Genomic DNA, 25,639 nt, shown 5'->3' with positions numbered 1-25,639 from the left:
TCAAGACCGCATACTGGTGATTTGCAAAAAGGTCTGCTGGGTATAATTCAGTAACGTCGTTCCCATCCAATGGTAGGTAATCAATAGCGTGGCTGATACCGCCAGTAATTTAATCAAAAACTGTAATGTTTGGTCCTGTATTTGGGTGAGTGCCTGCAACAAGCTGACGATAATCCCCACCACCGATGCCACCAACACGACGGGCATTGACAGCAATAAGACTATCCACAGCAGTTGGGTCGCCAGATGAACAACAATGGCATTGCTCATTGAAGTGCCCTCCGATAACGACTCATAGGTAAGAACCCACCAACTGCCCCAGCAGCAATCCCCACCCATCTATAAGTATAAAAATCAATAACTTAAATGGCAGAGAAATGGTGATAGGTGAGACCATCATCATGCCCATCGCCAGCAAAATATTGGAGACAATCAAGTCGATTGCGACAAAAGGCAGGTAAAGCAGCAAGCCAATTTTAAATGCCTCTGTCAGTTGACTCAGAGTAAATGCCGGCATCAAGATCAACAGTGAGTTAGGTTTGATGGTATCTCGATAACGCTCAGGCCATTTGGTCTGGACGATATCGTTAAAAAAACGGGCCTGCTCTGCATCCGTATTACGCTGTAAGAAATCACGGTATGGCCCCAGAGCACGTTCATCAATCTGGTGCAGCAAAGGGACAATTTCATTTGACAACGGCCCCTCCTGAAGACGGGCATGCACATCTAATCCGACCGGTGCCATGATAAAAATCGTCAGTACTAACGCCAAACCATAAATAGCAATATTAGGCGGAACCTGCTGAACACCCAGCGCATTTCGCAGTAACGAAAAGACGATAGACAGCTTGAGAAATGATGTCCCCATGACCATGAGCAGGGGCAACAATGACAGAAAAAAAAGCAGGACAATCAATTGAGAGGACGAGTTTAGCAACGCCATAATCTATTCCACAAAAGGCTGACCTGTTAGGTAAAAGGAATGCCTACAGTATTTATTTCCCCCCCGTGTTTAGATATCAGGTAATAACCCTAATATCTGTCGGCTTTTATATTGCTGAAGTATTCAGGCACTTAATACCCTAGCCTCTTTGTCACTTAATATTTATTGGGAATGCGCATGCTCAACGTTATCGGTATTATTGCGTCCACCACCGCTCAATTCTGACCACAAGCTCCCCTTCACAGTTTAGTAAGCTGCCGCTACCAACAGGCTGTCCATGCAAACGGATATTCACCTCGCCGTAGAAATGCGTCTGGCACACCAATGTTTGGCCTACGGCTAACTGTTTAATGTCACCTAGTGGCAGAGTCAGACGGCCAATTTCCATGACCAGCGTTTGTGGCAAACTCTCAATCATCACGGTCTGCGAGGTTTTTGGTGTGACGGCAACATCCAGCTCCAATAGCTTGTCAATATCGTCATTAATCTGTTGAATTGTCATTTTGTTCCCCTCCTCCAACTTGATATAAATCTGTGGCGATGCCGTTTGCCATAACCAACAGTTCCCTTGCGCCAATTCAGCGGCACAAGTTATCCGCATCCCATCCCCAGGCTTGATTTGCTGTAATTGATGTAACGATAAACGGTGCCACCCCACCACTAAACCCGTTTGCCAGAGTGGGGTCGTTTCAGTGACCAACTCACTGCCCCAATGAGACAAGGTTTCGGTTAGCGATACCAGTGGCCAACCAAACAGTACGCCGCTCAATTGTTGCCCTTCCAATTCAAAGGTCAGCATCACCGCCCATTGGCGCAATAGCGTCATTGACCGTGGCGTAGGGTCATAAATTGCCAGCTCGGGTAATTCACTCAACAGAGGGCTGACGGCCCAATGGGCCATGGCCGTCACCAACGTTGGCTCCAGAAAATGCGCATCATCAGTCGCCAGTGAAGATGCCAACCAATGGTTCCAACAAGTCTGGGATAGCCAAAAACCACACTCTCTTGCAGTTTGTTCCTGTTCAATACAGTGCAGTGGCAAATAAACACCCTCGCCCTCTATTTGTTTCACTGCGGCGGAAATACCGGCACTATGTCGCCCTGCGCCCACAACAGCACTGATTTGGCGTAATTCAGCCGACAATGTCCCTAGCATGGGCCACCTCCAAAACACAGGGAAAACCCAGTTGATGCAATTGCCGCTGCCAGCGGGCCTGTATTGGTTGCAAACGTTCGATAAGCGCACGGTTGGTGTGACTGAGGACAATATGCAAGCCATTACCAGATAACTGAACATGGACCAGAGTCCCATACAGTGGGCCGCTGACGAGACGATAATCTGCCTGCATCGGTTTCTCTCCCTCAGCGCGAATCAAGGTATCCGTCATGTTTGGTGCCGGGGATAGGTGAGAAGTCAAATACCCAGAAAATCGCTGTTCTTGCCGTTCATTATCTATATACGTCAGCGGTTCCTCCTTAAAATAGTTCTCTCTTCGCGGTGGCAGGGCACCTTCAATATCGATTCGTCTCATTTTTGATTAGCATCCGTAATTTTTCCTGTTCCCGCTGATTAATCCGTATCAGCACCTGCTGTGATTCAATAGCCGTGTGCTGTTGCTGATGCCGGGCGACCAATTCACAAATACATTTTTGTAACTCTCGCTCAGTCTGATACACCTCATGTTGCAAAGCGCGTTGCTCGTCAGCCTCTGCAGGATGTAATTTGCCACGCCAATCTGCAATGTGTTGTAGCCGACGACATAACTGCTGGCGTTGATGACGAAGATCCACCAATTGCTGCTCCTGCTGCTCATATATCTGGCGCAAGCACACCCATTGCCGACGTAACCGGTGTGCTTTGCGTTGCCGCAGCGCCAGCAGACGCGCAAGAGTCACTAGTGCGGAGTTGACTCCCCTAGCGCCTGCGCGAGTTGTTCGAGTATATGATTGAGGTCGGCGGCGGTTTGAGATGATGATGAGTTCTCCTGCTGTAAAAAGGCACAGATAGCCGGGTAACGCTGTAGAGCATCATCGGCTTGTAAATCTTGTCCTTCCTGATATTCGCCCACCCGTACCAGCAATTCTATCTCCTGATAACGAGCCTGCATTTGCCGCAATTTTTGCGCCAAAGCCAGATGCCCCGCACTGACAATTTGCGGCATGATACGGCTGATACTGGCGGCAATATCAATGGCCGGATAGTGCCCGGCCCCCGCCAGTTGCCTTGATAACACAATGTGCCCATCCAATAGAGAACGCACCTCATCAGCGACTGGCTCATTCATGTCATCGCCCTCAACCAAAACCGTGTAAAACGCCGTGATACTGCCACGCGCGCTGTTACCCGCCCGTTCAAGCAACCGGGGGAGAGAGGCAAAAACACTGGCGGGAAAACTGCCCATTGCAGGAATCTCCCCTGCCGCTAGGCCAATCTCGCGGGCAGCTCTGGCATAGCGGGTGAGCGAATCGGCCATCAGCAACACTTTTAGCCCACGCTCACGGAAATATTCGGCCACCGTGGTGGCGGTATAAATCCCTTTAAGCCGCTCCAGCGCGGGGCGATCAGAGGTTGCCACTATCACCACCGTACGCGCACGTACTTGTGGCGTGAGCACCTGTTCAAGAAACTCGCGCACTTCTCGGCCTCGTTCACCAATCAGGGCCAACACCGTGATGTCTGCATGACACCCCTTGCACAGCATGCTGAGTAAACTGCTTTTCCCTACACCGGCGGCGGCAAAAATACCGATGCGTTGCCCCTCGCCACAACTGAGCAGGCCATCAACGGCGCGAATGCCTGTCAGCAATATTTGCTGTACTGGCTGACGGGTTAATGGGTCGGGAGGAGGAGAGTCCAGCTCACGCCAATAACCGGTCAGTGGAGGGCCATCATCTATGGGCTTCCCCAGACCATCCAATACTCGCCCAGCGAGATCATCCCCGACTCTGACTCGGTGCGCATGCCCCAGCGGCGAGACCCATTGGCCACATCGCAAGCCGGTGGGGGAAGCAAACGGTGACAGCAAGGCCGTTTGCTGTTCAATAGCAACCACTTCCGCCAACATATCCGGTGAGGCGATACGGCATAATTCTCCTAACGCCACGCCGGGCAAATGGGCGTGTAGCAGTGTCGGGCCAATATCCAATATCTGCCCGCAATATTTCATGCCATCCGGCGGCGAGGAGATTAAGCCCAATTGCTGCTGCAATTGAGCACTTAATACTGAAATATTAAGCGGCTTCATCAAGCTCATCTCCGATAAGCTCAATCGTGCCCGCCACTTTGATGTTCATTTCATCACCCAGCTCTTGCCATGACAGCACCGGTAGCGCAAAAAGATCCCGCTCAATGATTTTGCGCAAAAAACGCCGCACATCGATGGCCGTCAGCAGCACCACATCGCTGTTTTCAGCAAAGGCGCTTTTTATTTTGCTGAGGATCAGCCGTGATTGTTTATCCCCCAAGGCTGAATAGGTGCCTGCCGACGTCTGGCGAATAGATTCACGGATGACATTTTCAGCCCCCTCTCCTAGTCGCAAGACCGGCAACCAGACCTGATTTTTACTGAACCGACGACACACATGGCGGCGTAAGGCGATGCGGACATATTCGGTTAACATCACACTGTCTTTCTCTTTGGGGCCCCAGACCACCAGCGCGCCAAAAATAGCGCGTAAATCTCGGATAGACACATCCTCTTCCACCAGGCGTTGCAGTATTTCCGCCACTTTACCAACCGGCATCTGGCGCTGTAGCTCTTTCACCAGCTCACCGTAGCGCCCTTCCATTGCATCCATCAGATAACGGGTCTCCTGTACGCCGATAAACTCAGCCGTATGGCGTTCAAGCACTCTTGTTAGACAGTGAATAATTCGCTGCTGCCCTTGAGCATAAGGCAGCCCCAACGTCTTGGCCTGCTGGCCTTGCTCCACCGCCAGCCACTCGAAAGTGCCCAGTTTCATCCCCAGAGATTGGCTGCGCGTCGTTAGCTGAGGGCTGGGATGAATCAGTAATAAGTCATCGGGGGGCAATGTTAGTTTGAGCACTTGCTCCTGATAGACCCGAATCAATAGCGTATTCTCAGCTAATGTGGGGTCACTGCGAACAACCACTTCCGGCAATGGGACACCAAGATGCTCAAACCGACGCCAGCGCAAGCCGTCAATATCACGCCCCAAATGGGAGTAATGTAAGTTTGGCGCACAATACAGCATCAAAGGCACCGCTCCTGGCGTCATGGTATTGGCCGTCGAAGAGAGATTTTCGCCATTATTATTGGCTCCGGTTCTTTGCTGTTTTTTCCGGTAAAGGAAAAATGCGGGGGCGGCAACCAGTGCCGCCAAAGTCATAAAAATCAGAAATGGGAAACCCGGTAATAGGGCAAAAACAGTCAGGATGGCCGCCGCTAACCATAAGGCATCGGGTTGACGCCCAACCTGTATTGCCAAGTCTTTAGCCAGACTCTGCTTATCATGACCCGGAACGCGAGTAACAATGATCCCCGCCGTAATCGAGATAAGTAACGACGGAATTTGTGCGCATAATCCGTCACCCACGGATAGCACCGCATAGGTGGTCATCGCCTGCTCCGCCGACATATTATGTTGCAGCACGCCGATGGTAATACCGCCGATAATATTCACCAGAATGACAATGATCCCGGCAATAGCATCCCCTTTAACAAACTTCATCGCCCCGTCCATGGCACCAAACAGACGGCTCTCTTTCTGCACCCGCTCGCGCAGTCGCCCCGCTTCAGTAGAGTCAATCACCCCGGCACGCATATCACCGTCAATACTCATCTGTTTACCCGGCATGCCATCAAGTGAAAAACGGGCACTGACTTCAGCCACACGCTCTGAACCTTTGGTAATGACGATAAACTGCACCACGGTGATAATCGTAAAAATGATCAACCCCACTGCCAAGTTACCGCCAACCACAAACTGGCCGAAAGCCTCGACAATGTCACCCGCATCATGCTGTAGCAGCACTAAGCGAGTGGTACTGATGGTCAACGCCAAGCGATAAAGTGTGGTGATAAGTAACAATGATGGAAAGACAGAGAATTCGAGTGGATCGCGCAGATAAATTGAGATCATCAACAGGATGACAGAAAACGCCAAATTGATCGCAATCAGCACATCAACCATTGCTGTCGGCAGCGGCAAGATCATCATAAAGATCGCCACCAACAGCATGATCGCTAAGAAAACATCTTGGCGCGTGGTGATCATCATCAAGGCGCGCGTGATTACCGATCCTTTCATCGACATTCTCCCGGCAAGCGACGGAGCAAAGCGCGCTGTTGCTGATAAAGCAGATACCAAAATTCAGCCCCTGATGCAGCAGGGGGAGAGCAACTGACCATCATGCCCATTTTCAGTAAATAGATACGTTGAGGGACCCCATTAAAGCGTTCGATCTGCCAGCACTGTTGGAGCTGTAATAAGTCATCCATGTCATAATGCCGGTGTTGTACGCCACTGGTCAGCAGCAACCTCGCGTTGCGCCACTCAAGAAAAACCAGTTGTTGGCCTATCTGCCACTGCATACGAGCGGACAATTGGGTGCAAGGTAAGTCAGCCATTCGGATAAAGAGCTGTAGATTACGGGTGACAACTAAATCCATTTCCATAACCCGCACCTCATTGATAAGCACACAAGGTGAATAATAAGGAGCCTATATTCTCATCACTATCGGGTATTGGCCTGATTCGCAGCGCAGCGTTAAATAACTCACCTTTTATATTTCTAACAACGTTGCCAAAATTTGCGCTTGCTGCTCTTGATCATTGAAACAGTCAACTGGAATAAGATTGAACAATTCATAAAGCCGACGAATAAAACTGCGCCGAGTAGTGATATTCAGCCCCACGATGGCCTCAATCCGCGGCTGTAACCAACCACTGAATAACCAAGGCTGGCCGACGATAGCTAACACCTCGCTGAGAATCACATCCCCTGCCACACCACAAGCGTTTCCCATCCGGCCGCAATGATCTTCCAACCCCAAAAACATGAGTAAACGGCGAAGTTGATAAAGAGTGGCTGCCAAACGTTCGCCGTGTTGAGGGGGGGGCTGGCAAGACAAATCAAATGCGATCGCGCGCATCAGCACCCGGACTCGTTGCTGACGCTGCGGCCAGCGGCTGACCTGAGCAAACCACTCCGCTACTGATATCTCGTCTTGGTCAATACTTTGTGCAAACAGTTGCTTAACCGCCCCTAACTTACCGCTTTTCTTAGTACCAAACTCCAGCGAACCAAATAATTCAATTTCCCAGCCGGCTCCCTCCAGCAGCGGCTCAAGCAATAGCGATAAGCTATGACGCCGTAATGGATTATTTTTACTGTGCGCGATCATCGCGGCCAGCAAGAGAATCTGCTGCCCAACCGACAGCTCCCCTTGACGTAACTTACTGGCTAACAATGCAATATCCAGATTTAGCGGAATGCTCTGCTGCAATACGGTGTTCGTACTGTTAGTGACTTGCTCAATCAATTTCACCAAGAGTTGCTGACGGCGCTGGCGGTACTCCTCGGCATCGATAGATTTTTGATCTTTCAGGCGCGAACCGAGGCTGAGTCCGATCTCCTCCATTGTCTCTTCCAGCGCAGTTTGTCTTACCTCCGACAATTCCAGGCTGGCCAACGCGACAACCGAATGGGCGGGGGTTATTTCCCCCTGTAATGCGACGCCCCCCAATGGGGAACCATGCACAGCAACAGCATCAGAGATGTTATTGATGTTGATCATGAGCGAACTCCTGATGAGGTAGCGGCTCTTGTAACCACAAAATGAGTTGCGATAAATGGCAGCTAAGGGAAAGAGTGAGCTGGAGTAATGGTGACGCTAATTGCGCCTGATCCTTCGCCATATTTTCATCTGCGATACACCGAACTCGCGTTCCTAGCGCAGAAACCACCGCAGACAAGTGCTGCGGATGCACCCGTAAAATCAGCTCATTGTGATGCGCCATTTTCTCTACTTGCATCCCAAGCCGATGAATCAGCGTCTCACTTACCGATTGCTGGCCCGCCCACGTGGTCACCACCGAGGTGATCGCCGCCAAAATCTGCTTACGGGCCTGCGCCACCAATAAAGACTCCACTTGCTCTGCCGCCACCAGCCAACCCACATGTTGTGCTAATACATCGTTTTCCATGTCTTGGCGGGCCTGATGAATCAGCTCATCGACCTGTTGTTGCGCCTGAGCCAACAACCTCTCTCTTTCGATCTCTGCGGCTTGCACAATTTCAGCGGCCTGTCTTTTGGCATGAGATAGAATATCCCGGCTTTGCGCCATAACCTGTAACTGAGCCGCTGGGATAACCCCACCGACGGGTAATACACCATCAAGCTTTACCACCTGAATATGAAAGGGATTCACATCAAACGCTCCAACCGGGTGAGCCAGCAGTCAGCCGAAATCGCTAACCTCCGTGGCAAAAATAACGCGCGAGGATAGGGAGGGAGCAAAATAGACATTGCACGCCAGATTATGCAATGAGCGCGAACGTGATGGGCGAGGCTATGCCCTAATCGTAAAGCGGTATGGAGTAAATCTTGTGGACTTAATCTGACGGAAAGGTAGCCGCGATATCCCATTCCCATTAATTGCTGAATATCGCCTTCACTCAAGAGCGGGGAAAGTGCCTGTCGATAACAGCGAATTCGCAGATAATCATCACATTGTAAATGTACCAATCCCAATGCCAGACAGCGGGCCGATAGGCGCTCAGGTGAGACCATTTGACATTGTTGCTGCTTAGTCAGTACTGCGGGCAAGGCAAATTGCGGAAAACTTCGCCGTTGGTTCAGTGCGTTATTTAACACCGAATCTAATGCACGACTGCGTCCATAACTGTAATTCTCGGCATTAACTCCCACGGCAGCCAGCCAGAGTGGGTGAGCAAATTGCGCAGGCCGCCAAGCTAACTGATGTAAATACCGGATATGGGTGGTTAGCGGCAATATCATCCTGCCCTCCTTTTGTATCACTTAGCGACGCAGATACCGTAACCAACAAACCGCCGACAACCCCACTAACCCAGCCAACAGCAGGCCCAAGACTATCTGCAATGTTCCAGCGTGGCGTAACAGCCATTGCAAACTGACTTCTGCGCGGCTTTGTTGCTGAGGTGTTGAGGCAGTGAAGCGATAATTGGTCGGCTGCATCACTACACTAATCTGCGAATAATCAATGCCGGGAATCCCGTCGCGGATAAGATTCTTGATTTGTGGCTGATAGCTCAACAAGTTAACTTCAGGTGAATATTTGATAAATACTGAGGCCGCATGGGGCACACTGCTTTTCCCGTCAGTGGGCGCAGGCATTGCGATAGTGACATCGGCTCGAATTACCCCATCCATATGACTCAACATGCTTTCTAATTGCTGCTCTTTCAAATAGACCATTTTGGCTTGCTCTTGCCCGGGCGAAGTCACTAATTGGTTAGAAGGAAATAACTCATCAACCGAGGCAAAACGCTGGCGAGGAAAACCATGCTGGCGCAATAGTTCCACCGCGTTGATAAACTGACTTTTATCGACACTCAGCCCAACGGTACCCCCTTTTTCAGGCTGCTTTTCTGCTTTGATTTGATGCAACATTAATAACGCCAACATCTGATTAGCTTCCCCTTCAGAAAGCCCGGTATACAGATCCATACCACAGCCTGAAAGGGAGAACACAACCAGTAAAAACGCTATCATGCGCCGCATCTGTTTCATTGCATGTTAACCAGTTTATTGATGTTTTGGCCGAGAACACCGGCAACTTTAGCAGTTAAATCAATAGATAATGTGGCATGCATCAATTCAGACTGAAGGGACAGCAGTGGGTCTGGGGAGATCATGGATGTCGTCGGATCCGCCGGTTGCATGAGTTGCGTAAATTTGGCGACTTGCTCTGCATCAACCGGAGGTTTCAATGGTGTGACCTGCATTGCAACAGCCTGAATAGCATCAATATCCATTGAGTCATCCCTTATTAATAAATGATGATTTTGGGTTAATAAATCCGGTGACTACGTAACGATTCTGCTTTTTTGTCTGTCGATGAAATCCCTTGTTGCAACAAAGCCAACAAGGCTTTTGCCTCTTTCGTTGAGGATGTAGCCAGCAATGCCAAGGCGCGCTCTTGCTCATTAAGCCCAAACCTCAACATCGCCTCACAAAGCAAGCACACCTGTGGGTCTGGAATTAATTGGGGCAAAACATTAAGAATGTCGCGCGCCTCTTTCAGCAAACTGTGATTAACTCCAGCCAGAGCCGCCTCAACCACTAATTGGCGACAAGGTTTTGAAAGTAAAATCATATTTTGGCAATAATCCCACTGGTCATATCCTTAATATTTTTCATTAAGGCACTGCTGAAATTGATATAAGATGAATACTGCTGCATTGCGAATTGCATTTTTAACATATGCTCAGGATCAGAGGGATTGCCGGAAACCATCTGGCTTTGAAAATCCTGCCCCATCTTATTGATGCTTTGCGTCAGTACATTCATTAACGCGTTGATATCCATTAGACCTCCTACTCCATGAGTGACCGCATATGTGACGGGCACTGCTGAAAACGGCGACGAAAACTATCAGAAAAGTGTGCGTGATTGCTAAAACCACATTCCATAGCGATATCCGCCACACGTAACCGTGTGGATAACAGCAACTCGCAACCTTTTTTCAGCCGTTGATCCAGTAGCCACTGTTTTGCAGACATACCGAATTTCTCATAAAACAAAAAATTCAATTTACGAGTCGAAATGCCCAACTCATCGGCATAGCGTGAAACCGTCCATGGATTAAGACGGTTTTTTTCAAAGAACTCCAATAATTCGTTATTTGTTCCAACAATTGACTCTAATAATCGAGAGAAATAGATAACGTCCAATCCCAGACAATACAGATAAAGAAATCGTAATGATGCACTTCGTTCAATATCAACTAATTGTTCCGTCGCATAAATAATGTCGTTATTTGCAGGTAATATTTTATAGCGATCATATACCTGAGGTGGTAGGCGAAATTTATTTGACTGCACCATCTTACTGGCTAAATCCTGATATATTGGTAACAGGTCGATGGAATGACACGAGATGGAAATATAATCGCTTTGTGAAAAAGAAGATGCGCTAGCCTGTTCATTTGTTACGACTAAATGCCCTGCGGGCACGCTATGGCATACTCCTTCACTACGTAATATTCCTTCTTGCCGAAAGAGAATAAACTGTATTGATTTCATAATATTCCTTCGAGTGCCAAGATCCTTGTCTAATATTGACAAATAACACAGCAAGGCGATATCAGGCTTACACCTTAATTTTAATGAGTAAAACTCAGGCAATCCTATTTTATATAATATTATGAACCCAATAATAGGCCCATTGCGTCGTTGAACCCATCTAAATAGGCGCTTTTCTTTACAATTTCTTTTTTATTTTCAGTGAGTAAACTTTCCATAATCTCTCTCTCATCATTATGATTATTTATCCAAACACCTAAGGCACCTGAAGTAATCATACTCAACATAGATGACAAAATTGGAATATAGTTTTTTGCAAGTAAACATAAACCATCATAGACAGCCGGCTGGATAAAAACGCCCAGCATTCCTAAAGAAACCACCATCCCTACTCGAATAAGATAGGAGGTATAGCGGGCGATTTTTTTTGCGCTCTCGGGTGAAGCTTGGCAATATTCGGCTAACATAAAAACAGCCTGCTGCATGGCATCACTACCCATAGCCAGCTCATCTTTATTTTTACTGGCACAACTCCAGTTATGGTAGGCACAGGCGAGATTAGAAATCGATAACATAAGATTTAGCCCAGTAATCGCAGCAATAGGTGCTGTGACGCCACCACTACAAACAGTCACTCCCACACTGACGGCAAATGACGCCAAGGAGACGGTTAATTCAATGACATTAATAAAAAATTGTTTTTTGGCCAATTTTATTTTTACATTATTTAATTCATCTATTCTTTCTTCTTGAGCATCACACAATTTATTAATGTCTTTATTTATCATAAAAACACAATTGTGTAGAGTCGGCTTTTCATTATTAATTTCTTGATAACATTCTTTATTTAACGTTGAGGATGTAGAATGGCTACTATTATATCCAGTGATTTGATGCATAGGCATCCACCTTAAATATTGTATATAACCTGTATTTCTTATTTTAGATACTGCATAACAATTGATTGGCTTTTTGAGCGGTAGGGGCATATGCAGGACTAAAATAACTCATTTCAATGGCAGTCTGTAATGCTTCTCTGGCGTCAGCACCTCTATCCAATGCCAGAAAACAAATGGCCATTTGATAAACAGGCTCAGGATCTCTCGCCTCTAAAAGCAGTGCACAAGCATATGCACTCAGTGCCAGCGTAAATTCCTGTTGCATTTGCATTGTTGCGGCCAAGGCCAAATGGAACTGTGGTTCCAATGGGCAATATAAGGTCAGCCAAGAAAAATCAACCATTGCCGCCGCATAGTCATCTGCAAGCCATGCCTGATAACCTTGGGTATATTTTTCCTGTATCTCCAAAAGCGTCACCTTCTGATGTTCATTCATTATTTGTGGCTGAATAGCCCCTTTTCCTTTTAATACCTTATTTATTTTTGCGCAGAGAGTCTGTACATCATGGGGACTGTAATGATTCATTTTACACCTTCATTAGCTTCTCAGAACTAACATCAAATAACAGCCAGTCATCACCTTCAATATTTCTGTTGAATGCCCCTTTTGCGATAAGTATTTTAATTAGCCGACGCCGCATCTTTTGCAACGCTGGGTTAGCAATATTATCAACAATCATCATTCTGACTATTGATAGTTCAGGAATATCCTTTCCCAAGAGGTATAAAAAATTAAATAACTTTAAAAAATGACTAGATACTCCATCACTATCATTTCGTTCCAATAAACAAATTATAAAATCATTATTTTCAACACGATAAATAATGCGATAACCATATAGAAAAACTTCACTACCTACTTTGACTTGGCTCCTTTCAAAATAGGCAGTTTTAACCATATACCCTTGCTGAATAAGATACTGCGCGACGTTGATAGCAGGATCATTCATATATCATAATTTCACAGCCATGGAGATTTGGCCCATCATATTATTGATGGTATTACCCAAATCTTTCATATTTTGTCGCGCTTCATTGACCTTATCCAATAACTCACTCATATTTTTATTATAAGATTGTGCACTATGGCTTTGCAGATCACTGGTCATACGAAGCAAATCCGAACTTCGCGCCATATCCCCCTCAACCAATTTACCGCTCCCCGTCCCCAGTTGCCCAAGAGCGGAACTACCATGTGATGCGATATCACCAAACTTAATACTACCTAACGCCCCTATACCACTGACGGCACCTGAAAGGATAGAGCAAACACCACTGGCAACAGCCCCCGAGGCTGTTTTATCGATCGCCTCTCGTTTATTGCTCATGGAACTGACTTGGATATTCCAACCTAATATTTGTTGCTTCTGATTATAGGTATTGAGTAAGTCACGCATTTTTTTAAACAGTATGCTCATTTGAAATATAATATCTGACAAATCAGACATTATATTTTCAATATTATTCCCTGCTCCATTTTTCTCTTCTAGGGTGATCGCATCTTGTGTTGATATTGCTATATTATGGCTGATAGATGTACTCATAATAACCTCGCTATACTAATGAACCGGCAATTTTCACCTGTAACATTCCGGTCTGATGGATGTTATCGTTTAATTTAGTCAATAGTTCCTGTGCATCCTGAGATGTTTCTTTGAGCTGTTTCAACTGATGCTGCTTATTTCTTTCAACCCATTCATCCATGAATTGAGTGAAGTCCTGATCAAGAATTAATTTCTCAATCTCTTTTTTCAAACCAGCCGATTGCACGGCCAGTTGACCATTATTAATTTGAACTGCGGCACTGCTGCATTTTTGCATAATCAGTAATGGTGAAGTACACAGATCTTTTAAAATAGTCTTGATAGACTTCTTCATGATGGCTTTGACACATTGCCGGCTCAATTCTTCTGTCGTGAGCGTGACACCTTTTTTAATCGCCTCCTGAAGTAAGTTTTTTGTCACACCAGAGACCATTTGTTCTATTCCCGCATGGGTAAAAGACTTGGTGATATTACTGACCAACGTCATCTCCGCCTTTATCGCCTGTTTAGCGGCAGCTGACGCCATATCACAAGCCTCAACCATTTCTATTTCCATCGCTTTCATGGTGATATCGCGACTGACTTGCTTGCTGACATCCTTACCAAATTGCCCCGCTAACTGCTCAATTTCCCCGCTAGCCCCCCGCTTGACCACATCCGTCAACGCTTCGCCGCCCCCAGCTTTGATTACATCGCCAGCCCCTTTAGACACAGCACGAGCAGCATTGATCGCACGAGCAGCCTGGAACAGATCAACTGCCATGGCAAAGCACTCAAAAGACAGTTGAACTTTAGAAGCCACATCAATAACTTGCTGACATTTATCCTTAGATGCGCCCAATAACATCGCGGTCTCCGCCGCCGCTTTAACTAAACCTGCCGTGCCTGCCGCCAAATAAGCAACGCCAGAAGCCATGGCTACAGGGTCTCCGGTTAATACGCCTTCAGCAACCTTAAATGCACCATAGACCACCTCAACCGCACCGATAACCCAATCCAATACTGCATTGAAAATCCCTGCCTTTTTGGCTTTATCTGCTTGTTCAACCGCTTTATCAATCTGTTGCTGATATTCAGCAACGCGCTTGTCGCGCAGAAAAGCCTGAACATCGGTTGCCCGTTCCATCTGCTTGCCAATTGACTGACACAAATCAGAGAACACCCCAAGGCTCAGATTACCCGCCATCGACATAATAAGTTGCATATCAGTGCTACCCAGTCGATCTAGGGATAAATGGCTACGGTTCTCCCCTTTTGACGTGCTATGCGGTAAAGACGTTAGCAAACGATCGAGTGCACCTTGTGCATCTTGCTGCGTCACTCTGGGTGAGTTGATATGGCTGTCTACCGTGGGCGGAAGGCCGGCGATCCCTCGCCAATCTGGCATTTTTGCCGCAGATAAATGGGATGTTTTGCTGGTCTGTACTGTTGGCCAGTCACTCAAAACTGTCGTTTTAATCCCTAAGCCATCAGACATGTTGTACCTCCAGTAAGAGGGCCGCTAGCCCACGTTCAGCTTGCTGTTGTACTTCAACCCATTCAGGATGTGAATTGCACCAATTCAATGCCATTCGAAAGGCTTTTTTTGCATAATCCGTATTACCACAAGCCAGATAGCATTCACCCGCCAAGCAGGATGGACGGGGATCATCTATTTGAATTTGTCCCGCACGGCTAAAACAATAAATTGACTGATGAAGATCTACAGTTTGTTGATAACACAGCCCTAAGGTCAGCCAATATGAGAAATTCCAATGATCCAGTTGTATTAATAGATTTAATAAACGTTTAGCACTGTCATACTCACCGCCTTGGCACAATTGCACCGCATATTCATAAACCAGTGCCAAATCTTGGGGATTCATCTTAGCTAACATTCGCAAAGACCCACCCCGCCGCATAAAATTAATGACTTCGTCGCTCGGCTGAATATTCATCTCGTACCGTCCTTAGCATTGCCGCTTGATTAGCAAAGATTGCGGGCAATCGTCATCAATAAATCTTTTAAACCTGACTGCAATGTACTGATGTTATTGGCACAAACGTTATAATTCTGCATCACTTTCTGTAGCTGCAATTGGTCTTGACTCATGGTATCGGTGGCCCGATTTTTCTCATTATCTAATGCGGCTTTCACTGCCTGTAGCTGTCCTTTGTCCAGTTCGGGGCCATATTTTTGTAAATAGTCATCAATACTCATGCCATCGACACTAATACCGTTTTTTTTCATAAAGTCGATCACGGCATCAGGTAAGGCCTCTTTGGTTTTATCATCTCCCTTTGCTGCTTCCGCAATAATTTTATCGACCTGATTAGACATATCCTGTGTATCATTGGCATATTTTGAACGTGCCTGCATGCCTTTGAAATTAGTGCTAGCCAGATTAGAGAGCACATCGAGAAAAGAATAAAGAACCTCTAACCCCATACTAAAAATATCAGTAGCATCATGAACTTTATTCTGAACAGTATTATTTATAACATTGTTTCTTGACGATTTAACCGCATAAGTAGAAGGCTGTTTAGGTATACTGATAATAGTTGACATATAAATACTCCTACATTTCTGGCGAAATGAACTTTAAGGAAGAATGTAACTAGTTACTCTCTGTAACATTAATATTTATAAGTTGTGTTTCCATTTGTTTAAACTGTATTTTCATCTGTGAAATACAGACCATTAATTTGGCTTTTTCTTGTTTAAAGCCATTTGGAAAGGCGGCATCTAGTCGTGACAAAGCCTCTCTTGCTTTGTCATCCTGATTTGCTCGCTCTTTAAGCAACTCGATATGCTTTTGAAAATCGTTAAGTTTATCCAGATCAGACTGCAATTTTCGATATCGCCATTGCAAATCACCTAATATTAATTGAATAGGATCATTGTCATTCATATAGCAACTCCTTATCTATTTATGAGCCTTTAAATTAATTTTGAATTATTAATTATTATCTGTCTTTTGTATTTACACGATTGTTTTAAAAAATGGACATAAAAACATATTTAATTTCCATAACGAATACCTAATATCTCTATTATTTTCTCCGCACTCTTCAATGCCAGCATCATGTCATTAAGATATCTGTAATTATCCGGTGTTTGCAGTAGAGACAATTGATGTGAAATTAATAATCTTTCCTTTCTGAGTAACGCTTTCCTATCCTGAATTGATGCAGCGTTATTTTTAATACTATCTTCCAATCCTGTAATATGCCGCATAAATTAGTCCTTTTTATTAAAAATTCATGGGTATTTGTATCAAGTTGTTCGCTTTGAATAGTGAAAGGCCTTGCTCTGATATATCAATAACTTTATAACCATTATCCAACACAAACCCTTGTTGTAAGCGAACACCATTAGCCAGTTGGATAAATTTTGCATGGCTATTTCCGCCATAACTCACGATGGCAGCAGGAAGAAGTTGAGCTGTTTGATCTGAGGCCGGGATATTTTGATACCTCACAGGCAGTTCATTAGAGTGCTGCTGGGCTAACATCTGCCGCAATTGCTGCTGCTGTTCCGGTGATAACAGACCACTTATCACAATCTCTTTTTGATTTTGTGTCATGCTCAGATAGCCTAATAATCCGAGCACTCTTAACTTTTCAACCAAGCGCGGGACTTGCCCATTATGGGAATTAACCACCGACCACCCCTTTAATCCAGCCACCGCTGCCAGCGCATCTTGAACATTTAACCACTGTTTGCCCATCTCAATGTCACCATAGAGAATGACATTTCCTGAGGTCTTTCCTGCACGAACCTCAATATCTTGATAACCATACTGGTGCAAGACATCACTGACACTGGCCGCGAGATGATCATCACAAACTAACTTATTGCGAAATACAATCTGATTGCGAGCCAGAAAGTTTTGTAGCTCAATCACTGTTGATGATGAAGCACAGTGACCACTCAAAGTCACACCACCGTCTGTTGTCCAATTGACTTTTACACCAGCTAAAGCGGGTTGCTTCAGTTGCGCTGATAATTGCGTTGGAATATCGGGGGGAAGGTAAGAAAATAATCGGTTAGATTGTTGTGTGAACCAAAATATCGACATAAATAATAGTAACAAGAGTGCAAATGTCACCATTGACAACCATAGCAATAAACGTGTACCTGAGCGAGGTGGTATTTTTATGTCACTCAACACATCTTTTTCTTCGCCAAGAACTAATGCTAATCCCGCGGCTTCAATCACCTGGCGCAAAGGGATCGACTGCTGCACATCATATCGAAAGCCATTAACCCAGACCGTCCCTGACACCCGCAATGTTATTTGATTTTCACCGATGACCAAGGTCAATATTTGCCCCTGAGGTAGAGACAACAGCACATCACATCCCTGCTCCCCAAGTGTGAACTCCCCCTCTGACAAGCTCAATTCACGCCCATTCAGTTCGCCATTTAGCAAACGAAGTTTGAATCCTGTTGCCATATTATTCCCCCATGTTAACCGGTACAGCTTTGATTAAAAACAGCCGGACAACACTGTGAGATTGCTTATTGGTACTGCGAAACAATCCACCTAATAAAGGAATATCACCTAATAATGGAATTTTATTTTGTGATTCCATTTGTTTATCTTGAATGAAGCCACCTAACAGTAAACTCTGCCCAACACGCAGTGTCGCTTGGGTCGAAATATCTGAATTCTGTATTTCGGGTAAAGGTTCACTGCTACTGATCGGAGCCTGTTGCTGACCATCCTGAATATTAAGGTTTAGTAGGACTTCTTTTACACCATTTGCATTGATCATCCGTGGGGTGACTCGCAATAGCGAACCCGATGTAACTGACTCCAACTTAGCGACCTTGTCGCCTTCCAGCTTTGTATAAAATGTGACATTTTTATCTAACACCGCTTGAATATTATTCAAGGTCACGACTGAAGGACGAGATAATACCCTAGCTCTTGAGTTCTTCTGTAATGCACTCAGACGAACCATAAAGTTCCCGGTATCGCCAATCACTGTGGAGAATCCATCGGTATTATTTTTAGTCGGCCCACTGTTAAATGAGATCCCCGCCCCACCAATCGACGTGGAGGCAGACCAATCGATACCAAGTTGGCTAATATCCCCCGCGTCAACATCAATAATAGTGACTGAAATTTCTATTTGGACTGGACGCTGATCCAATTGTGCAATCAAACTGCCATAGAGCGGCATATTAACTTGGCGATCACGAATAATAACGGCGTTTTGCCGAGGATCAGCAGAGAAAAGCGGTGTATTAGCAGGAATATCTCCCTGATCTTTTCCGCTAGCCAAAGGTAAATTATTCCCCGCACTCATCTCGCGTAATACGCTCACCAACCCTGGAAGAGTGACGAGTTGATCGCGATACTGATAACTCGAGTCGGCTGCTGAAGCATATTTTAGCTGGAAGACTTTGACTGTTTCTTTATTTTGGCCTTGCTGACGCACTTGAGAAGACAACATTTTGCTCAGTGTCGTCACCCGGTCAATACAAATAGGAACACCAGTAACTTCAATCGTACCCAAGCGAGAAATCGCTTTTACTGCACAATTTTTACCTGCAAATACACCACTATGCTGCAGATAATTGATTAACGTGGTCGTCGATAACCCATTAGGTGATATAAACTCTTTTCTGATCGATTGAGTTTTATAGAAATAAAGTATCTCGCCATCGTAGTACCACGTAATATTGTATAACCCCGCTAACTCAGACAATATTTGCTCTGGTGTTTTATCAACAATTTTTCCACTGAATTTTTCATTTATATCAGGGCTGACAACCACTGAGATGCCATAGTTCGCGCCCAAATCTTTTAATAAGCTGGCAACCGTAATACCACGGCTATAAAGAAAGAAAGGTTCACCTTGCCACGGAATAGTATGTCCGTAGGCCAGTGGCATAAAAATCAACAACATTAAACAGGTTATTTTTCCCATAAGGCAACCTTGTTGATGTTCTTCCTATTCTCACCTAAGACGCTTGTTTTGACGGAGCCGAGGGTCGTTGCCAATGAATTAAAATGTTGAGTCACTGCATAAGTTTGTTCTAATTTTATTGATAAATTTTGACGCGCATCGTCAAGAGTCTCTCTGTCATTGGTAGTAAATCGACACCAAAGCCACCAATAATTATCAGTAAGCTGTAAAGCAAAATCCTGCGTATCTTCAAGTGCCACCAGCATGAGAGTGATATAGCGAATAACAGCATCGGATATCATTTTTTTCTCCATAAAAACAAGCCCGATACAAATAGAATGCGAATAATCCATCGCTTTGGCGGGGACGCCATTTAAAGTAAAACGCATAATATTTTTATCTGAAAAATCAAGGTCTCTGATTAAAGGCTGCATTTTTAATATATCTAACATCGGCGGTGACTCCTGCAATACCACATTCTCATTATCATCCGTACTTAAATATTTGTTATAAGGCCAAAACCTGATTTATCCCTTTTTGAGAATTAAATGAATCTAAAACGAGTAGCAATCAAATCAGTGTAATTGTTGATATCAATTTTTAACTGTGGCGTACTAAAAAAAACAGTCAGGTGACCATTATGGAAAAATCATCATCTCTCGTCACTCGATTGACATTATTATTAGGCATAACATTGATGGCCATTTGGCTAATTTCAATTGCAACAAGCGCGTTCTTTTCATATGAAGATACACGTCAGCGATTAGTGAATGAATTAACACTTATGGCATCATTACGTGCAGATTTAAGTAATTATCAATTTGAAGGCGCAGAACGAGATGCAACGACACTGATCAACCATCAGGTAAATTATCTCGCTAATTGGCAATTACCCATGCCATTCCAAAATAATATGAATAGCAATATTCTTGTTAACTCAGCAAGTTGTCATACACCACAATCCAAGCATGACCTTCGAATAACACAAGCTTATGGCACTTCAGGTCAAACCTATTACCTTGATAGTTTTACAATTAATGAAAAAGAAGGTATTACTATTTTCAAACCACAAGAAACCTCTAATGAATATTTGAAACAGCGTCGGAAAGAATTACTTTCACTCCCTATATTCCCAACTCACAATAATTTTTTTTGGGGCATGCCTACATATACACCACAAAGTGGCTGGCATGTCTCTGTAGCTGCATGCGACCAATCTGGCTCATTAGCGGGGTTCTCATTAAAACTAAATGAACTGGTTACAGATAATCGACCAATAGAACAAAGAGATATTAATTTATGGCTGGATAAATATGGTGAGCTACTACCACTTTCCCCCCCCAATATACCGTCGAGTCAGCTATACGAAATTCTCAAACAACTTAAAAATAGTGAGTTACATGATGGTTGGCAACAAACGCCCGATTATCTGGTGCTGAGAACCCAGCTAAAAGGCCCCGGTTGGCAACAATTAGTTATTTATCCACGAGTCGGTTTTGCTTGGGAAGCAGCAAAGCCCGCATTGCATCAACTTCCCTTTGCTCTGGCTATTTTACTGTTACTCACCCTCATACTTTCTCTATTACTGCGTTATTACCTGGCCATTCCCTTATGGAATTTCGTCAATATTATTGGTGCTACCGGTCCGAAGGCCATGGATCCACGTTTGCCAGTTAAACGCATGGATGAGTTAGGGCATATTGCTCGTGCTTACAATAACTTACTAGACAAGTTGAATGAACAGTACGACACACTGGAAATGAAAGTAAAAGAACGCACACTGGCGTTGGCACAGTCAAAACAAGCTGCTGAACAGGCAAATCATCGCAAAAGTGAGCATCTGACAACAATAAGTCATGAAATTCGTACTCCACTGAATGGTGCTCTGGGGGCCATCGAGTTATTACAAAATACCCCGTTAACATCTAAACAAAGCCGACTAGCTGACACCGCCCACCAATGCTCGTGTTCTTTACTGGCAATAATCAATAATCTTTTGGATTTCTCGCGCATTGAATCAGGCCAATTAGAATTAGCTCAAGAGAAAACGGCCCTATTACCTTTATTGGATCAGGCCATGCTAACTATCCACAGTCAGGTTTTGAATAAGCCCATTATTCTGACGACTTATGTCAGTGCAGACGTACCACTGGAACTTGAACTGGATAGCCAGCGACTCAAACAGATATTAATTAATCTCTTAGGCAATGCCGTTAAGTTTACGCAACAGGGGCACATTCGCCTTAATGTTGAGCAGAAAGACAAGCAACTCAACTTTACTGTTGAAGATACCGGCTGTGGCATTGATTTACAGCACCAACAAGAAATATTCAGCCCCTTTGTCCAGACCTGTCACAACGGACAAGGCACCGGTTTGGGGCTCACGATTGCAGATAATCTGGCAAGAATGATGGGCGGAGCGATTACCCTGTGCAGCAAACTAAATTACGGCAGCAGTTTCACATTAATTTTGCCATTTACTGGGGGAGCACCGACAAAACCTTTTCAAGGTGAATGTGTTGCACCATGGCCTTTACATATTCAATTATCTGCCTGGGGCATAACCTGCCGACCGCCGAATAATGAATCGTTAGATAGGCGGCAGACACTTTTAGCTGATAAAGAATTATGTTATCTACCGGGTCGTTTATATACCAAGGTGAAAAAGTATTTGGGTGCTCAGGAGCAATCTGCCCCGTATCAACAAGAGATAAAACAACACCTCCCGCTACAACCCTGGCAGATGTCCATATTATTGGTCGACGACGCAGAAACTAATCGTGATATTACTGGCATGATGTTGCGGGAGTTAGGTCATCAGGTCACATTGGCCGAAAGTGGTCAAATAGCGCTGAATATTGGGCAGACGCAGTGTTTTGATCTGGTCTTGATGGATATTCGGATGCCGGGTATCGATGGTCTAACAACAAGTCGATATTGGCGCAATGATGCCCTTAATCTGGATAATCGCTGCATGATAACGGCGCTAAGTGCAAATGCGGGTCCAGATGAAAAAATAAAAGCGCATCAAGCGGGAATGAATCACCATCTCTCCAAACCCGTGACATTCAGTCAACTGGCTGAAGTCCTCGATCTGGCGGCACAATTTCAACTCGAACGTGGGATTAATCTCATCCCTCAAATATCGATGCCCAAACCAATATGGGATCTAGGTGACGATTCACTGCGCCTTAAAATATCACAATCACTCCACGTGCTACTGCAACAAGCTAGAGACTCTCTGACTCATATCCCCACGTTATCAGACCATCTCCACACACTGAAAGGGTGCGCTGGACAAGCAGGGCTGATTGCATTGCAAGACGCCGTTATCCAACTGGAAATAGCCATCAAGGCTCAGAAAACTATTACACAGCAAGATATCACTCGCCTAGACGAGATAACCCATGGGTTATTTAAACCATGGAGTCCATGAAAATCTATTTAAATCATCAGGTAAAAGGAATAACTTTATGAATACAAAATTATTGATTGTTGACGATCATGAGCTGATTATTAATGGCATAAAAAATATGCTTATTACCTATCCGCGTTATCAAATTGTAGGTCAGGCGGAGAATGGATTGGATGTCTATAACTTATGTCGCCAAACTGAGCCAGATATTGTCATTGTCGATTTAGGGTTGCCGGGGATGGATGGTCTGGATGTGATTATTCAGCTTCTTCGTCGCTGGCCGACCATGAAAATTCTGGCACTGACTGCTCGTCATGAAGAACACTATGCCAGCAGAACATTAAATAATGGTGCTCTGGGTTATGTACTAAAGAAAAGCCCGCAGCAGATTCTAATGGCTGCGATTCAAACTGTCGCCGCGGGTAAACGCTATATTGATCCTGCTCTTAATAGCGCGCTACTGAATAAATTGGCTCAAAGTACTGATGCTAACCAACCCGTTCTAACACCACGCGAGCGGCAGATTCTTAAACTCATTACTGAAGGTTCTTGTAACCGCATTATTGCCGATCAGTTGTCGATCAGCCAAAAAACGGTTGAAACGCATCGTCTTAATATGATGAAAAAACTGGATGTGCATAAAGTCGCCGAACTTATCCACTGGTCATATCGCTTGGGCTTAAATTAATAACCTCTATGAGTTATCTTCACGCTTATTGCTTATGGCAGTTATAAACAGAAACCCTCTGTTAGTATCACTCTAACAGAGGGTTTTGATGGATAAATTACTTAATAGTTAGTTTTGAAGGGGGGTCTGCTTCGGTGCAAACAACGCTTTCTCATATGCCTTGGCTTTTTTATGATCAAATTGGTGTTCCCATTTGGCGATAACTAATACCGCCAATGCATTTCCCACCACATTCAGTGCAGTACGCGCCATATCTAAAATACGGTCAACCCCCGCAATAAAGGCCAAACCTTCCAGCGGAATACCCACACTGCCTAATGTGGCCAACAAGACGACAAAAGAAACACCTGGAACACCGGCAATGCCTTTCGACGTAACCATTAAGGTCAGCACCAAAATAATCTCTTGCCCAATGGACAGTTCAATACCGTATAGCTGGGCAATAAATATGGCCGCAATACTTTGATATAGTGTCGAGCCATCAAGATTAAATGAATAGCCTGTCGGCACTACAAAGCTGGTAATCGCTTTAGGCGCACCATAAGCTTCCATTTTTTCAATGATTCGTGGCAATACCGTTTCAGAACTGGCGGTAGAATACGCCAGGATCAGCTCATCTTTGAGGATTCTAATCAATATCCAAATACGCAAGTTACATAATCTTGCCACAATCCCCATAACCACTAAGGCAAAGAAAATAATCGCGGCGTAAACCAGAATAACTAGCTTGGCGAGTGGAATAAGGGAAGCAAAACCAAAATTGGCCACGGTCACCGAGATCAAGCCAAACACCCCGATAGGGGCATAACGCATAATCATGTGAGTTACTTTGAACATGCTTTCAGAAACAGCTTTAAACACATTCAATAAAGGTTCTTTGGTTTCTTTTGGCAATGAAGACAGCCCTAAACCAAATAATACTGAGAAGAAGATAATCGGTAACATATCGCCTTTCGCCATTGAGGCAAAGACGTTGGCAGGAATCAGCGACAAAATGGTGCTAACCAGACTGTGGCTACCACTTTGTACTTGCTCAGTGGTTTTTTCGTACTGAGAGATATCGACGACAGTCAATGCAGACATATCGATGCCATGCCCCGGCTGGAACACATTCGCCAAGGTGATCCCGATAATGATGGCAACAGTGGTAATGACTTCGAAATAAATGATCGTTTTCAGACCGATTCGACCTAGCTTTTTGGCATCGCCGACACCCGCGATACCGACAATCAATGTTGAAATAACAATCGGTACAACAATCATTTTAATTAAGCGGATGAAAATATCGCCCGCCGGACTTAAAACATTACTAACTAACCATTCTCTTGATTCAATTTGATTATGTAAAATCGCACCAACTAAAATACCTAATACCAGCGCAATGAGAATTTGCCAGGCCAGACCTATTTTTACACTTTTCATACCCTAAAAATCCCTCAAAGCATCCCATAAAATGCAAGTCGCCAAGCATCTTAAATAGAATACTTAATCATTAAATACGGGGCTATAGTTGATAAAACTTATGGTTCGACCTCCCGCCAGCCGTCCACGTTATAAATCAGTATCATTTATAGGCACTCGTCTGCAAGCCTTGTTTACGCTGGGCCTACAGGGTGGTAGTGGAGCATATACGGCAAAGAAAATCGTTACTCTGCAGTAAATATTTGTTATTAAAACAGTAAAATACAATTCTGATGAATAGCAACCGGATTAGGTAGGAGAAAAAACGAACGAAATTAAATTACGGTATAAACTCTTATTATGTTTTATTTTTTGATTCATTATGTTTTCATTTTGTTAAATCATATAATTGTAATTGTCCTCTTATTTTGAATATCCTGCAACCAAAGTCGACCTTTTTTAAAGAAAAATAGAAAATAAAATAGATGAAGAAAAATAGAAAAATGCATATTTATGCTTTTCGTTTTTTTAATTACCGCACGTATATTTCAAGTTGGAATATATATATTTTTTTAATTACAGCAAGATATTAAAAT

At 44.6% G+C, this 25,639-nt stretch carries 31 protein-coding genes; 2 read left to right on the top strand and 29 right to left on the bottom strand.

What is annotated here, in order from left to right; all coding sequences use genetic code 11:
• From HUZ92_RS17840 to HUZ92_RS17705, 28 genes are all read right to left on the bottom strand, one after another.
• Window positions 1-270 (bottom strand): EscS/YscS/HrcS family type III secretion system export apparatus protein, encoded by a 270-nt coding sequence (locus HUZ92_RS17840; RefSeq protein ID WP_050099677.1) that lies wholly within the window; start codon window positions 268-270, stop codon window positions 1-3.
• Window positions 271-292: 22 nt separating this feature from the next.
• Window positions 293-943: a type III secretion system export apparatus subunit SctR gene (gene sctR / locus HUZ92_RS17835; RefSeq protein WP_050099676.1), complete on the bottom strand. Its 651-nt coding sequence runs from the start codon at window positions 941-943 to the stop codon at window positions 293-295.
• Between the two features lie 196 nt (window positions 944-1,139).
• Entirely contained in the window at window positions 1,140-2,099 is a 960-nt protein-coding gene (locus HUZ92_RS17830) for a YscQ/HrcQ family type III secretion apparatus protein (RefSeq protein ID WP_050099675.1), read from the bottom strand.
• Complete coding sequence (locus tag HUZ92_RS17825; RefSeq protein ID WP_145579436.1) at window positions 2,077-2,475, bottom strand: hypothetical protein; 399 nt, start codon at window positions 2,473-2,475, stop codon at window positions 2,077-2,079. The genes HUZ92_RS17830 and HUZ92_RS17825 overlap by 23 nt, the downstream gene beginning before the upstream one ends.
• The gene (locus HUZ92_RS17820) at window positions 2,456-2,839 is read right to left on the bottom strand and encodes a type III secretion protein (RefSeq protein WP_235895143.1); all 384 of its coding nucleotides are present in this window, start codon (window positions 2,837-2,839) and stop codon (window positions 2,456-2,458) included. Before HUZ92_RS17820 ends, HUZ92_RS17825 begins: the two co-directional genes overlap by 20 nt.
• Complete coding sequence (locus HUZ92_RS17815) at window positions 2,839-4,197, bottom strand: EscN/YscN/HrcN family type III secretion system ATPase (protein WP_409350115.1); 1,359 nt, start codon at window positions 4,195-4,197, stop codon at window positions 2,839-2,841. The genes HUZ92_RS17820 and HUZ92_RS17815 overlap by 1 nt, the downstream gene beginning before the upstream one ends.
• Window positions 4,175-6,214 (bottom strand): EscV/YscV/HrcV family type III secretion system export apparatus protein, encoded by a 2,040-nt coding sequence (locus HUZ92_RS17810; protein WP_145579433.1) that lies wholly within the window; start codon window positions 6,212-6,214, stop codon window positions 4,175-4,177. Before HUZ92_RS17810 ends, HUZ92_RS17815 begins: the two co-directional genes overlap by 23 nt.
• Entirely contained in the window at window positions 6,211-6,582 is a 372-nt protein-coding gene (locus tag HUZ92_RS17805) for a type III secretion system protein (protein ID WP_050099668.1), read from the bottom strand. Before HUZ92_RS17805 ends, HUZ92_RS17810 begins: the two co-directional genes overlap by 4 nt.
• A gap of 108 nt (window positions 6,583-6,690) precedes the next feature.
• Window positions 6,691-7,704, bottom strand: coding sequence for a TyeA family type III secretion system gatekeeper subunit (locus tag HUZ92_RS17800; protein WP_050099666.1), 1,014 nt, complete (start codon window positions 7,702-7,704; stop codon window positions 6,691-6,693).
• Entirely contained in the window at window positions 7,688-8,338 is a 651-nt protein-coding gene (gene sctL / locus HUZ92_RS17795; RefSeq protein ID WP_050099664.1) for a type III secretion system stator protein SctL, read from the bottom strand. The genes HUZ92_RS17800 and sctL overlap by 17 nt, the downstream gene beginning before the upstream one ends.
• Window positions 8,335-8,928, bottom strand: a complete 594-nt coding sequence (locus HUZ92_RS17790) for a type III secretion system domain-containing protein (RefSeq protein WP_050099663.1) — start codon at window positions 8,926-8,928, stop codon at window positions 8,335-8,337. Before HUZ92_RS17790 ends, sctL begins: the two co-directional genes overlap by 4 nt.
• A 21-nt stretch (window positions 8,929-8,949) precedes the next feature.
• Window positions 8,950-9,681: an EscJ/YscJ/HrcJ family type III secretion inner membrane ring protein SsaJ gene (gene ssaJ, locus HUZ92_RS17785; RefSeq protein ID WP_050099661.1), complete on the bottom strand. Its 732-nt coding sequence runs from the start codon at window positions 9,679-9,681 to the stop codon at window positions 8,950-8,952.
• Window positions 9,678-9,926: a type III secretion system inner rod subunit SctI gene (gene sctI, locus HUZ92_RS17780; protein WP_050099656.1), complete on the bottom strand. Its 249-nt coding sequence runs from the start codon at window positions 9,924-9,926 to the stop codon at window positions 9,678-9,680. The genes ssaJ and sctI overlap by 4 nt, the downstream gene beginning before the upstream one ends.
• Window positions 9,927-9,961: 35 nt before the next feature.
• Complete coding sequence (locus HUZ92_RS17775; RefSeq protein WP_050099650.1) at window positions 9,962-10,267, bottom strand: EscG/YscG/SsaH family type III secretion system needle protein co-chaperone; 306 nt, start codon at window positions 10,265-10,267, stop codon at window positions 9,962-9,964.
• Entirely contained in the window at window positions 10,264-10,479 is a 216-nt protein-coding gene (sctF, locus tag HUZ92_RS17770) for a type III secretion system needle filament subunit SctF (RefSeq protein ID WP_050099646.1), read from the bottom strand. The genes HUZ92_RS17775 and sctF overlap by 4 nt, the downstream gene beginning before the upstream one ends.
• 8 nt (window positions 10,480-10,487) lie before the next feature.
• Window positions 10,488-11,195 carry a helix-turn-helix transcriptional regulator gene (locus HUZ92_RS17765; RefSeq protein WP_174846872.1) on the bottom strand — a complete coding sequence of 236 codons (708 nt, stop codon included), beginning with the start codon at window positions 11,193-11,195 and terminating at the stop codon, window positions 10,488-10,490.
• A gap of 119 nt (window positions 11,196-11,314) precedes the next feature.
• Window positions 11,315-12,094, bottom strand: a complete 780-nt coding sequence (locus HUZ92_RS17760) for a hypothetical protein (RefSeq protein WP_235896976.1) — start codon at window positions 12,092-12,094, stop codon at window positions 11,315-11,317.
• Between the two features lie 43 nt (window positions 12,095-12,137).
• Window positions 12,138-12,620: a CesD/SycD/LcrH family type III secretion system chaperone gene (locus tag HUZ92_RS17755; RefSeq protein WP_145579431.1), complete on the bottom strand. Its 483-nt coding sequence runs from the start codon at window positions 12,618-12,620 to the stop codon at window positions 12,138-12,140.
• Between the two features lies 1 nt (window position 12,621).
• Window positions 12,622-13,044 (bottom strand): type III secretion system effector protein SseE, encoded by a 423-nt coding sequence (gene sseE / locus HUZ92_RS17750; protein WP_145579429.1) that lies wholly within the window; start codon window positions 13,042-13,044, stop codon window positions 12,622-12,624.
• A gap of 3 nt (window positions 13,045-13,047) precedes the next feature.
• Complete coding sequence (gene sseD / locus HUZ92_RS17745; RefSeq protein ID WP_050099641.1) at window positions 13,048-13,638, bottom strand: type III secretion system translocon protein SseD; 591 nt, start codon at window positions 13,636-13,638, stop codon at window positions 13,048-13,050.
• Between the two features lie 10 nt (window positions 13,639-13,648).
• Window positions 13,649-15,115, bottom strand: coding sequence for a type III secretion system translocon subunit SctE (sctE, locus tag HUZ92_RS17740; protein WP_145579427.1), 1,467 nt, complete (start codon window positions 15,113-15,115; stop codon window positions 13,649-13,651).
• On the bottom strand, window positions 15,108-15,575 hold the full coding sequence (locus tag HUZ92_RS17735; RefSeq protein ID WP_050099639.1) for a SycD/LcrH family type III secretion system chaperone: 468 nt from the start codon (window positions 15,573-15,575) through the stop codon (window positions 15,108-15,110). Before HUZ92_RS17735 ends, sctE begins: the two co-directional genes overlap by 8 nt.
• 29 nt (window positions 15,576-15,604) lie before the next feature.
• Entirely contained in the window at window positions 15,605-16,186 is a 582-nt protein-coding gene (gene sseB / locus HUZ92_RS17730; protein WP_050099638.1) for a type III secretion system translocon protein SseB, read from the bottom strand.
• Between the two features lie 49 nt (window positions 16,187-16,235).
• Window positions 16,236-16,529 (bottom strand): chromosome partitioning protein ParA, encoded by a 294-nt coding sequence (locus HUZ92_RS17725; RefSeq protein WP_050141151.1) that lies wholly within the window; start codon window positions 16,527-16,529, stop codon window positions 16,236-16,238.
• A 110-nt stretch (window positions 16,530-16,639) separates the two neighbouring features.
• Entirely contained in the window at window positions 16,640-16,855 is a 216-nt protein-coding gene (locus HUZ92_RS17720) for an EscE/YscE/SsaE family type III secretion system needle protein co-chaperone (RefSeq protein ID WP_050141150.1), read from the bottom strand.
• A 16-nt stretch (window positions 16,856-16,871) separates the two neighbouring features.
• Entirely contained in the window at window positions 16,872-18,077 is a 1,206-nt protein-coding gene (sctD, locus tag HUZ92_RS17715) for a type III secretion system inner membrane ring subunit SctD (protein WP_145579425.1), read from the bottom strand.
• Between the two features lies 1 nt (window position 18,078).
• On the bottom strand, window positions 18,079-19,560 hold the full coding sequence (locus HUZ92_RS17710) for an EscC/YscC/HrcC family type III secretion system outer membrane ring protein (RefSeq protein WP_050099634.1): 1,482 nt from the start codon (window positions 19,558-19,560) through the stop codon (window positions 18,079-18,081).
• Window positions 19,548-19,991 (bottom strand): hypothetical protein, encoded by a 444-nt coding sequence (locus HUZ92_RS17705; protein ID WP_050099633.1) that lies wholly within the window; start codon window positions 19,989-19,991, stop codon window positions 19,548-19,550. Before HUZ92_RS17705 ends, HUZ92_RS17710 begins: the two co-directional genes overlap by 13 nt.
• Window positions 19,992-20,179: 188 nt before the next feature.
• On the opposite strand from HUZ92_RS17705, the gene HUZ92_RS17700 reads away from it, so the two are divergent.
• Window positions 20,180-22,975, top strand: a complete 2,796-nt coding sequence (locus HUZ92_RS17700) for a hybrid sensor histidine kinase/response regulator (protein WP_050099632.1) — start codon at window positions 20,180-20,182, stop codon at window positions 22,973-22,975.
• Between the two features lie 37 nt (window positions 22,976-23,012).
• Window positions 23,013-23,642 (top strand): two component system response regulator, encoded by a 630-nt coding sequence (locus HUZ92_RS17695; protein ID WP_050099631.1) that lies wholly within the window; start codon window positions 23,013-23,015, stop codon window positions 23,640-23,642.
• Between the two features lie 108 nt (window positions 23,643-23,750).
• Here the strand turns inward: HUZ92_RS17695 and gltP are convergent, their stop codons facing one another.
• A complete protein-coding gene (gene gltP, locus HUZ92_RS17690; RefSeq protein WP_050099630.1) occupies window positions 23,751-25,064 on the bottom strand; it encodes a glutamate/aspartate:proton symporter GltP in 1,314 nt (437 codons plus the stop codon).
• Window positions 25,065-25,639: the final 575 nt, after the last annotated feature.

Source organism: Yersinia vastinensis (assembly GCF_902726565.1).
GTDB classification, from domain to species: domain Bacteria; phylum Pseudomonadota; class Gammaproteobacteria; order Enterobacterales; family Enterobacteriaceae; genus Yersinia; species Yersinia vastinensis.
This window is presented reverse-complemented; position numbering and strand designations above follow the sequence as displayed.

Bases quoted from the DNA above. Each gene is read 5' to 3' on its own strand.
- HUZ92_RS17840 (WP_050099677.1), bottom strand. From the start codon at position 270: ATGAGCAATGCCATTGTTGTTCATCTGGCGACCCAACTGCTGTGGATA.
- sctR (WP_050099676.1), bottom strand. From the start codon at position 943: ATGGCGTTGCTAAACTCGTCCTCTCAATTGATTGTCCTGCTTTTTTTT.
- HUZ92_RS17830 (WP_050099675.1), bottom strand. From the start codon at position 2,099: ATGCTAGGGACATTGTCGGCTGAATTACGCCAAATCAGTGCTGTTGTG.
- HUZ92_RS17825 (WP_145579436.1), bottom strand. From the start codon at position 2,475: ATGAGACGAATCGATATTGAAGGTGCCCTGCCACCGCGAAGAGAGAAC.
- HUZ92_RS17815 (WP_409350115.1), bottom strand. From the start codon at position 4,197: ATGAGCTTGATGAAGCCGCTTAATATTTCAGTATTAAGTGCTCAATTG.
- HUZ92_RS17810 (WP_145579433.1), bottom strand. From the start codon at position 6,214: ATGAAAGGATCGGTAATCACGCGCGCCTTGATGATGATCACCACGCGC.
- HUZ92_RS17805 (WP_050099668.1), bottom strand. From the start codon at position 6,582: ATGGAAATGGATTTAGTTGTCACCCGTAATCTACAGCTCTTTATCCGA.
- HUZ92_RS17800 (WP_050099666.1), bottom strand. From the start codon at position 7,704: ATGATCAACATCAATAACATCTCTGATGCTGTTGCTGTGCATGGTTCC.
- HUZ92_RS17790 (WP_050099663.1), bottom strand. From the start codon at position 8,928: ATGATATTGCCGCTAACCACCCATATCCGGTATTTACATCAGTTAGCT.
- ssaJ (WP_050099661.1), bottom strand. From the start codon at position 9,681: ATGAAACAGATGCGGCGCATGATAGCGTTTTTACTGGTTGTGTTCTCC.
- sctI (WP_050099656.1), bottom strand. From the start codon at position 9,926: ATGGATATTGATGCTATTCAGGCTGTTGCAATGCAGGTCACACCATTG.
- HUZ92_RS17775 (WP_050099650.1), bottom strand. From the start codon at position 10,267: ATGATTTTACTTTCAAAACCTTGTCGCCAATTAGTGGTTGAGGCGGCT.
- sctF (WP_050099646.1), bottom strand. From the start codon at position 10,479: ATGGATATCAACGCGTTAATGAATGTACTGACGCAAAGCATCAATAAG.
- HUZ92_RS17765 (WP_174846872.1), bottom strand. From the start codon at position 11,195: ATGAAATCAATACAGTTTATTCTCTTTCGGCAAGAAGGAATATTACGT.
- HUZ92_RS17760 (WP_235896976.1), bottom strand. From the start codon at position 12,094: ATGCATCAAATCACTGGATATAATAGTAGCCATTCTACATCCTCAACG.
- HUZ92_RS17755 (WP_145579431.1), bottom strand. From the start codon at position 12,620: ATGAATCATTACAGTCCCCATGATGTACAGACTCTCTGCGCAAAAATA.
- sseE (WP_145579429.1), bottom strand. From the start codon at position 13,044: ATGAATGATCCTGCTATCAACGTCGCGCAGTATCTTATTCAGCAAGGG.
- sseD (WP_050099641.1), bottom strand. From the start codon at position 13,638: ATGAGTACATCTATCAGCCATAATATAGCAATATCAACACAAGATGCG.
- sctE (WP_145579427.1), bottom strand. From the start codon at position 15,115: ATGTCTGATGGCTTAGGGATTAAAACGACAGTTTTGAGTGACTGGCCA.
- HUZ92_RS17735 (WP_050099639.1), bottom strand. From the start codon at position 15,575: ATGAATATTCAGCCGAGCGACGAAGTCATTAATTTTATGCGGCGGGGT.
- sseB (WP_050099638.1), bottom strand. From the start codon at position 16,186: ATGTCAACTATTATCAGTATACCTAAACAGCCTTCTACTTATGCGGTT.
- HUZ92_RS17725 (WP_050141151.1), bottom strand. From the start codon at position 16,529: ATGAATGACAATGATCCTATTCAATTAATATTAGGTGATTTGCAATGG.
- HUZ92_RS17720 (WP_050141150.1), bottom strand. From the start codon at position 16,855: ATGCGGCATATTACAGGATTGGAAGATAGTATTAAAAATAACGCTGCA.
- sctD (WP_145579425.1), bottom strand. From the start codon at position 18,077: ATGGCAACAGGATTCAAACTTCGTTTGCTAAATGGCGAACTGAATGGG.
- HUZ92_RS17710 (WP_050099634.1), bottom strand. From the start codon at position 19,560: ATGGGAAAAATAACCTGTTTAATGTTGTTGATTTTTATGCCACTGGCC.
- HUZ92_RS17705 (WP_050099633.1), bottom strand. From the start codon at position 19,991: ATGTTAGATATATTAAAAATGCAGCCTTTAATCAGAGACCTTGATTTT.
- HUZ92_RS17700 (WP_050099632.1), top strand. From the start codon at position 20,180: ATGGAAAAATCATCATCTCTCGTCACTCGATTGACATTATTATTAGGC.
- HUZ92_RS17695 (WP_050099631.1), top strand. From the start codon at position 23,013: ATGAATACAAAATTATTGATTGTTGACGATCATGAGCTGATTATTAAT.
- gltP (WP_050099630.1), bottom strand. From the start codon at position 25,064: ATGAAAAGTGTAAAAATAGGTCTGGCCTGGCAAATTCTCATTGCGCTG.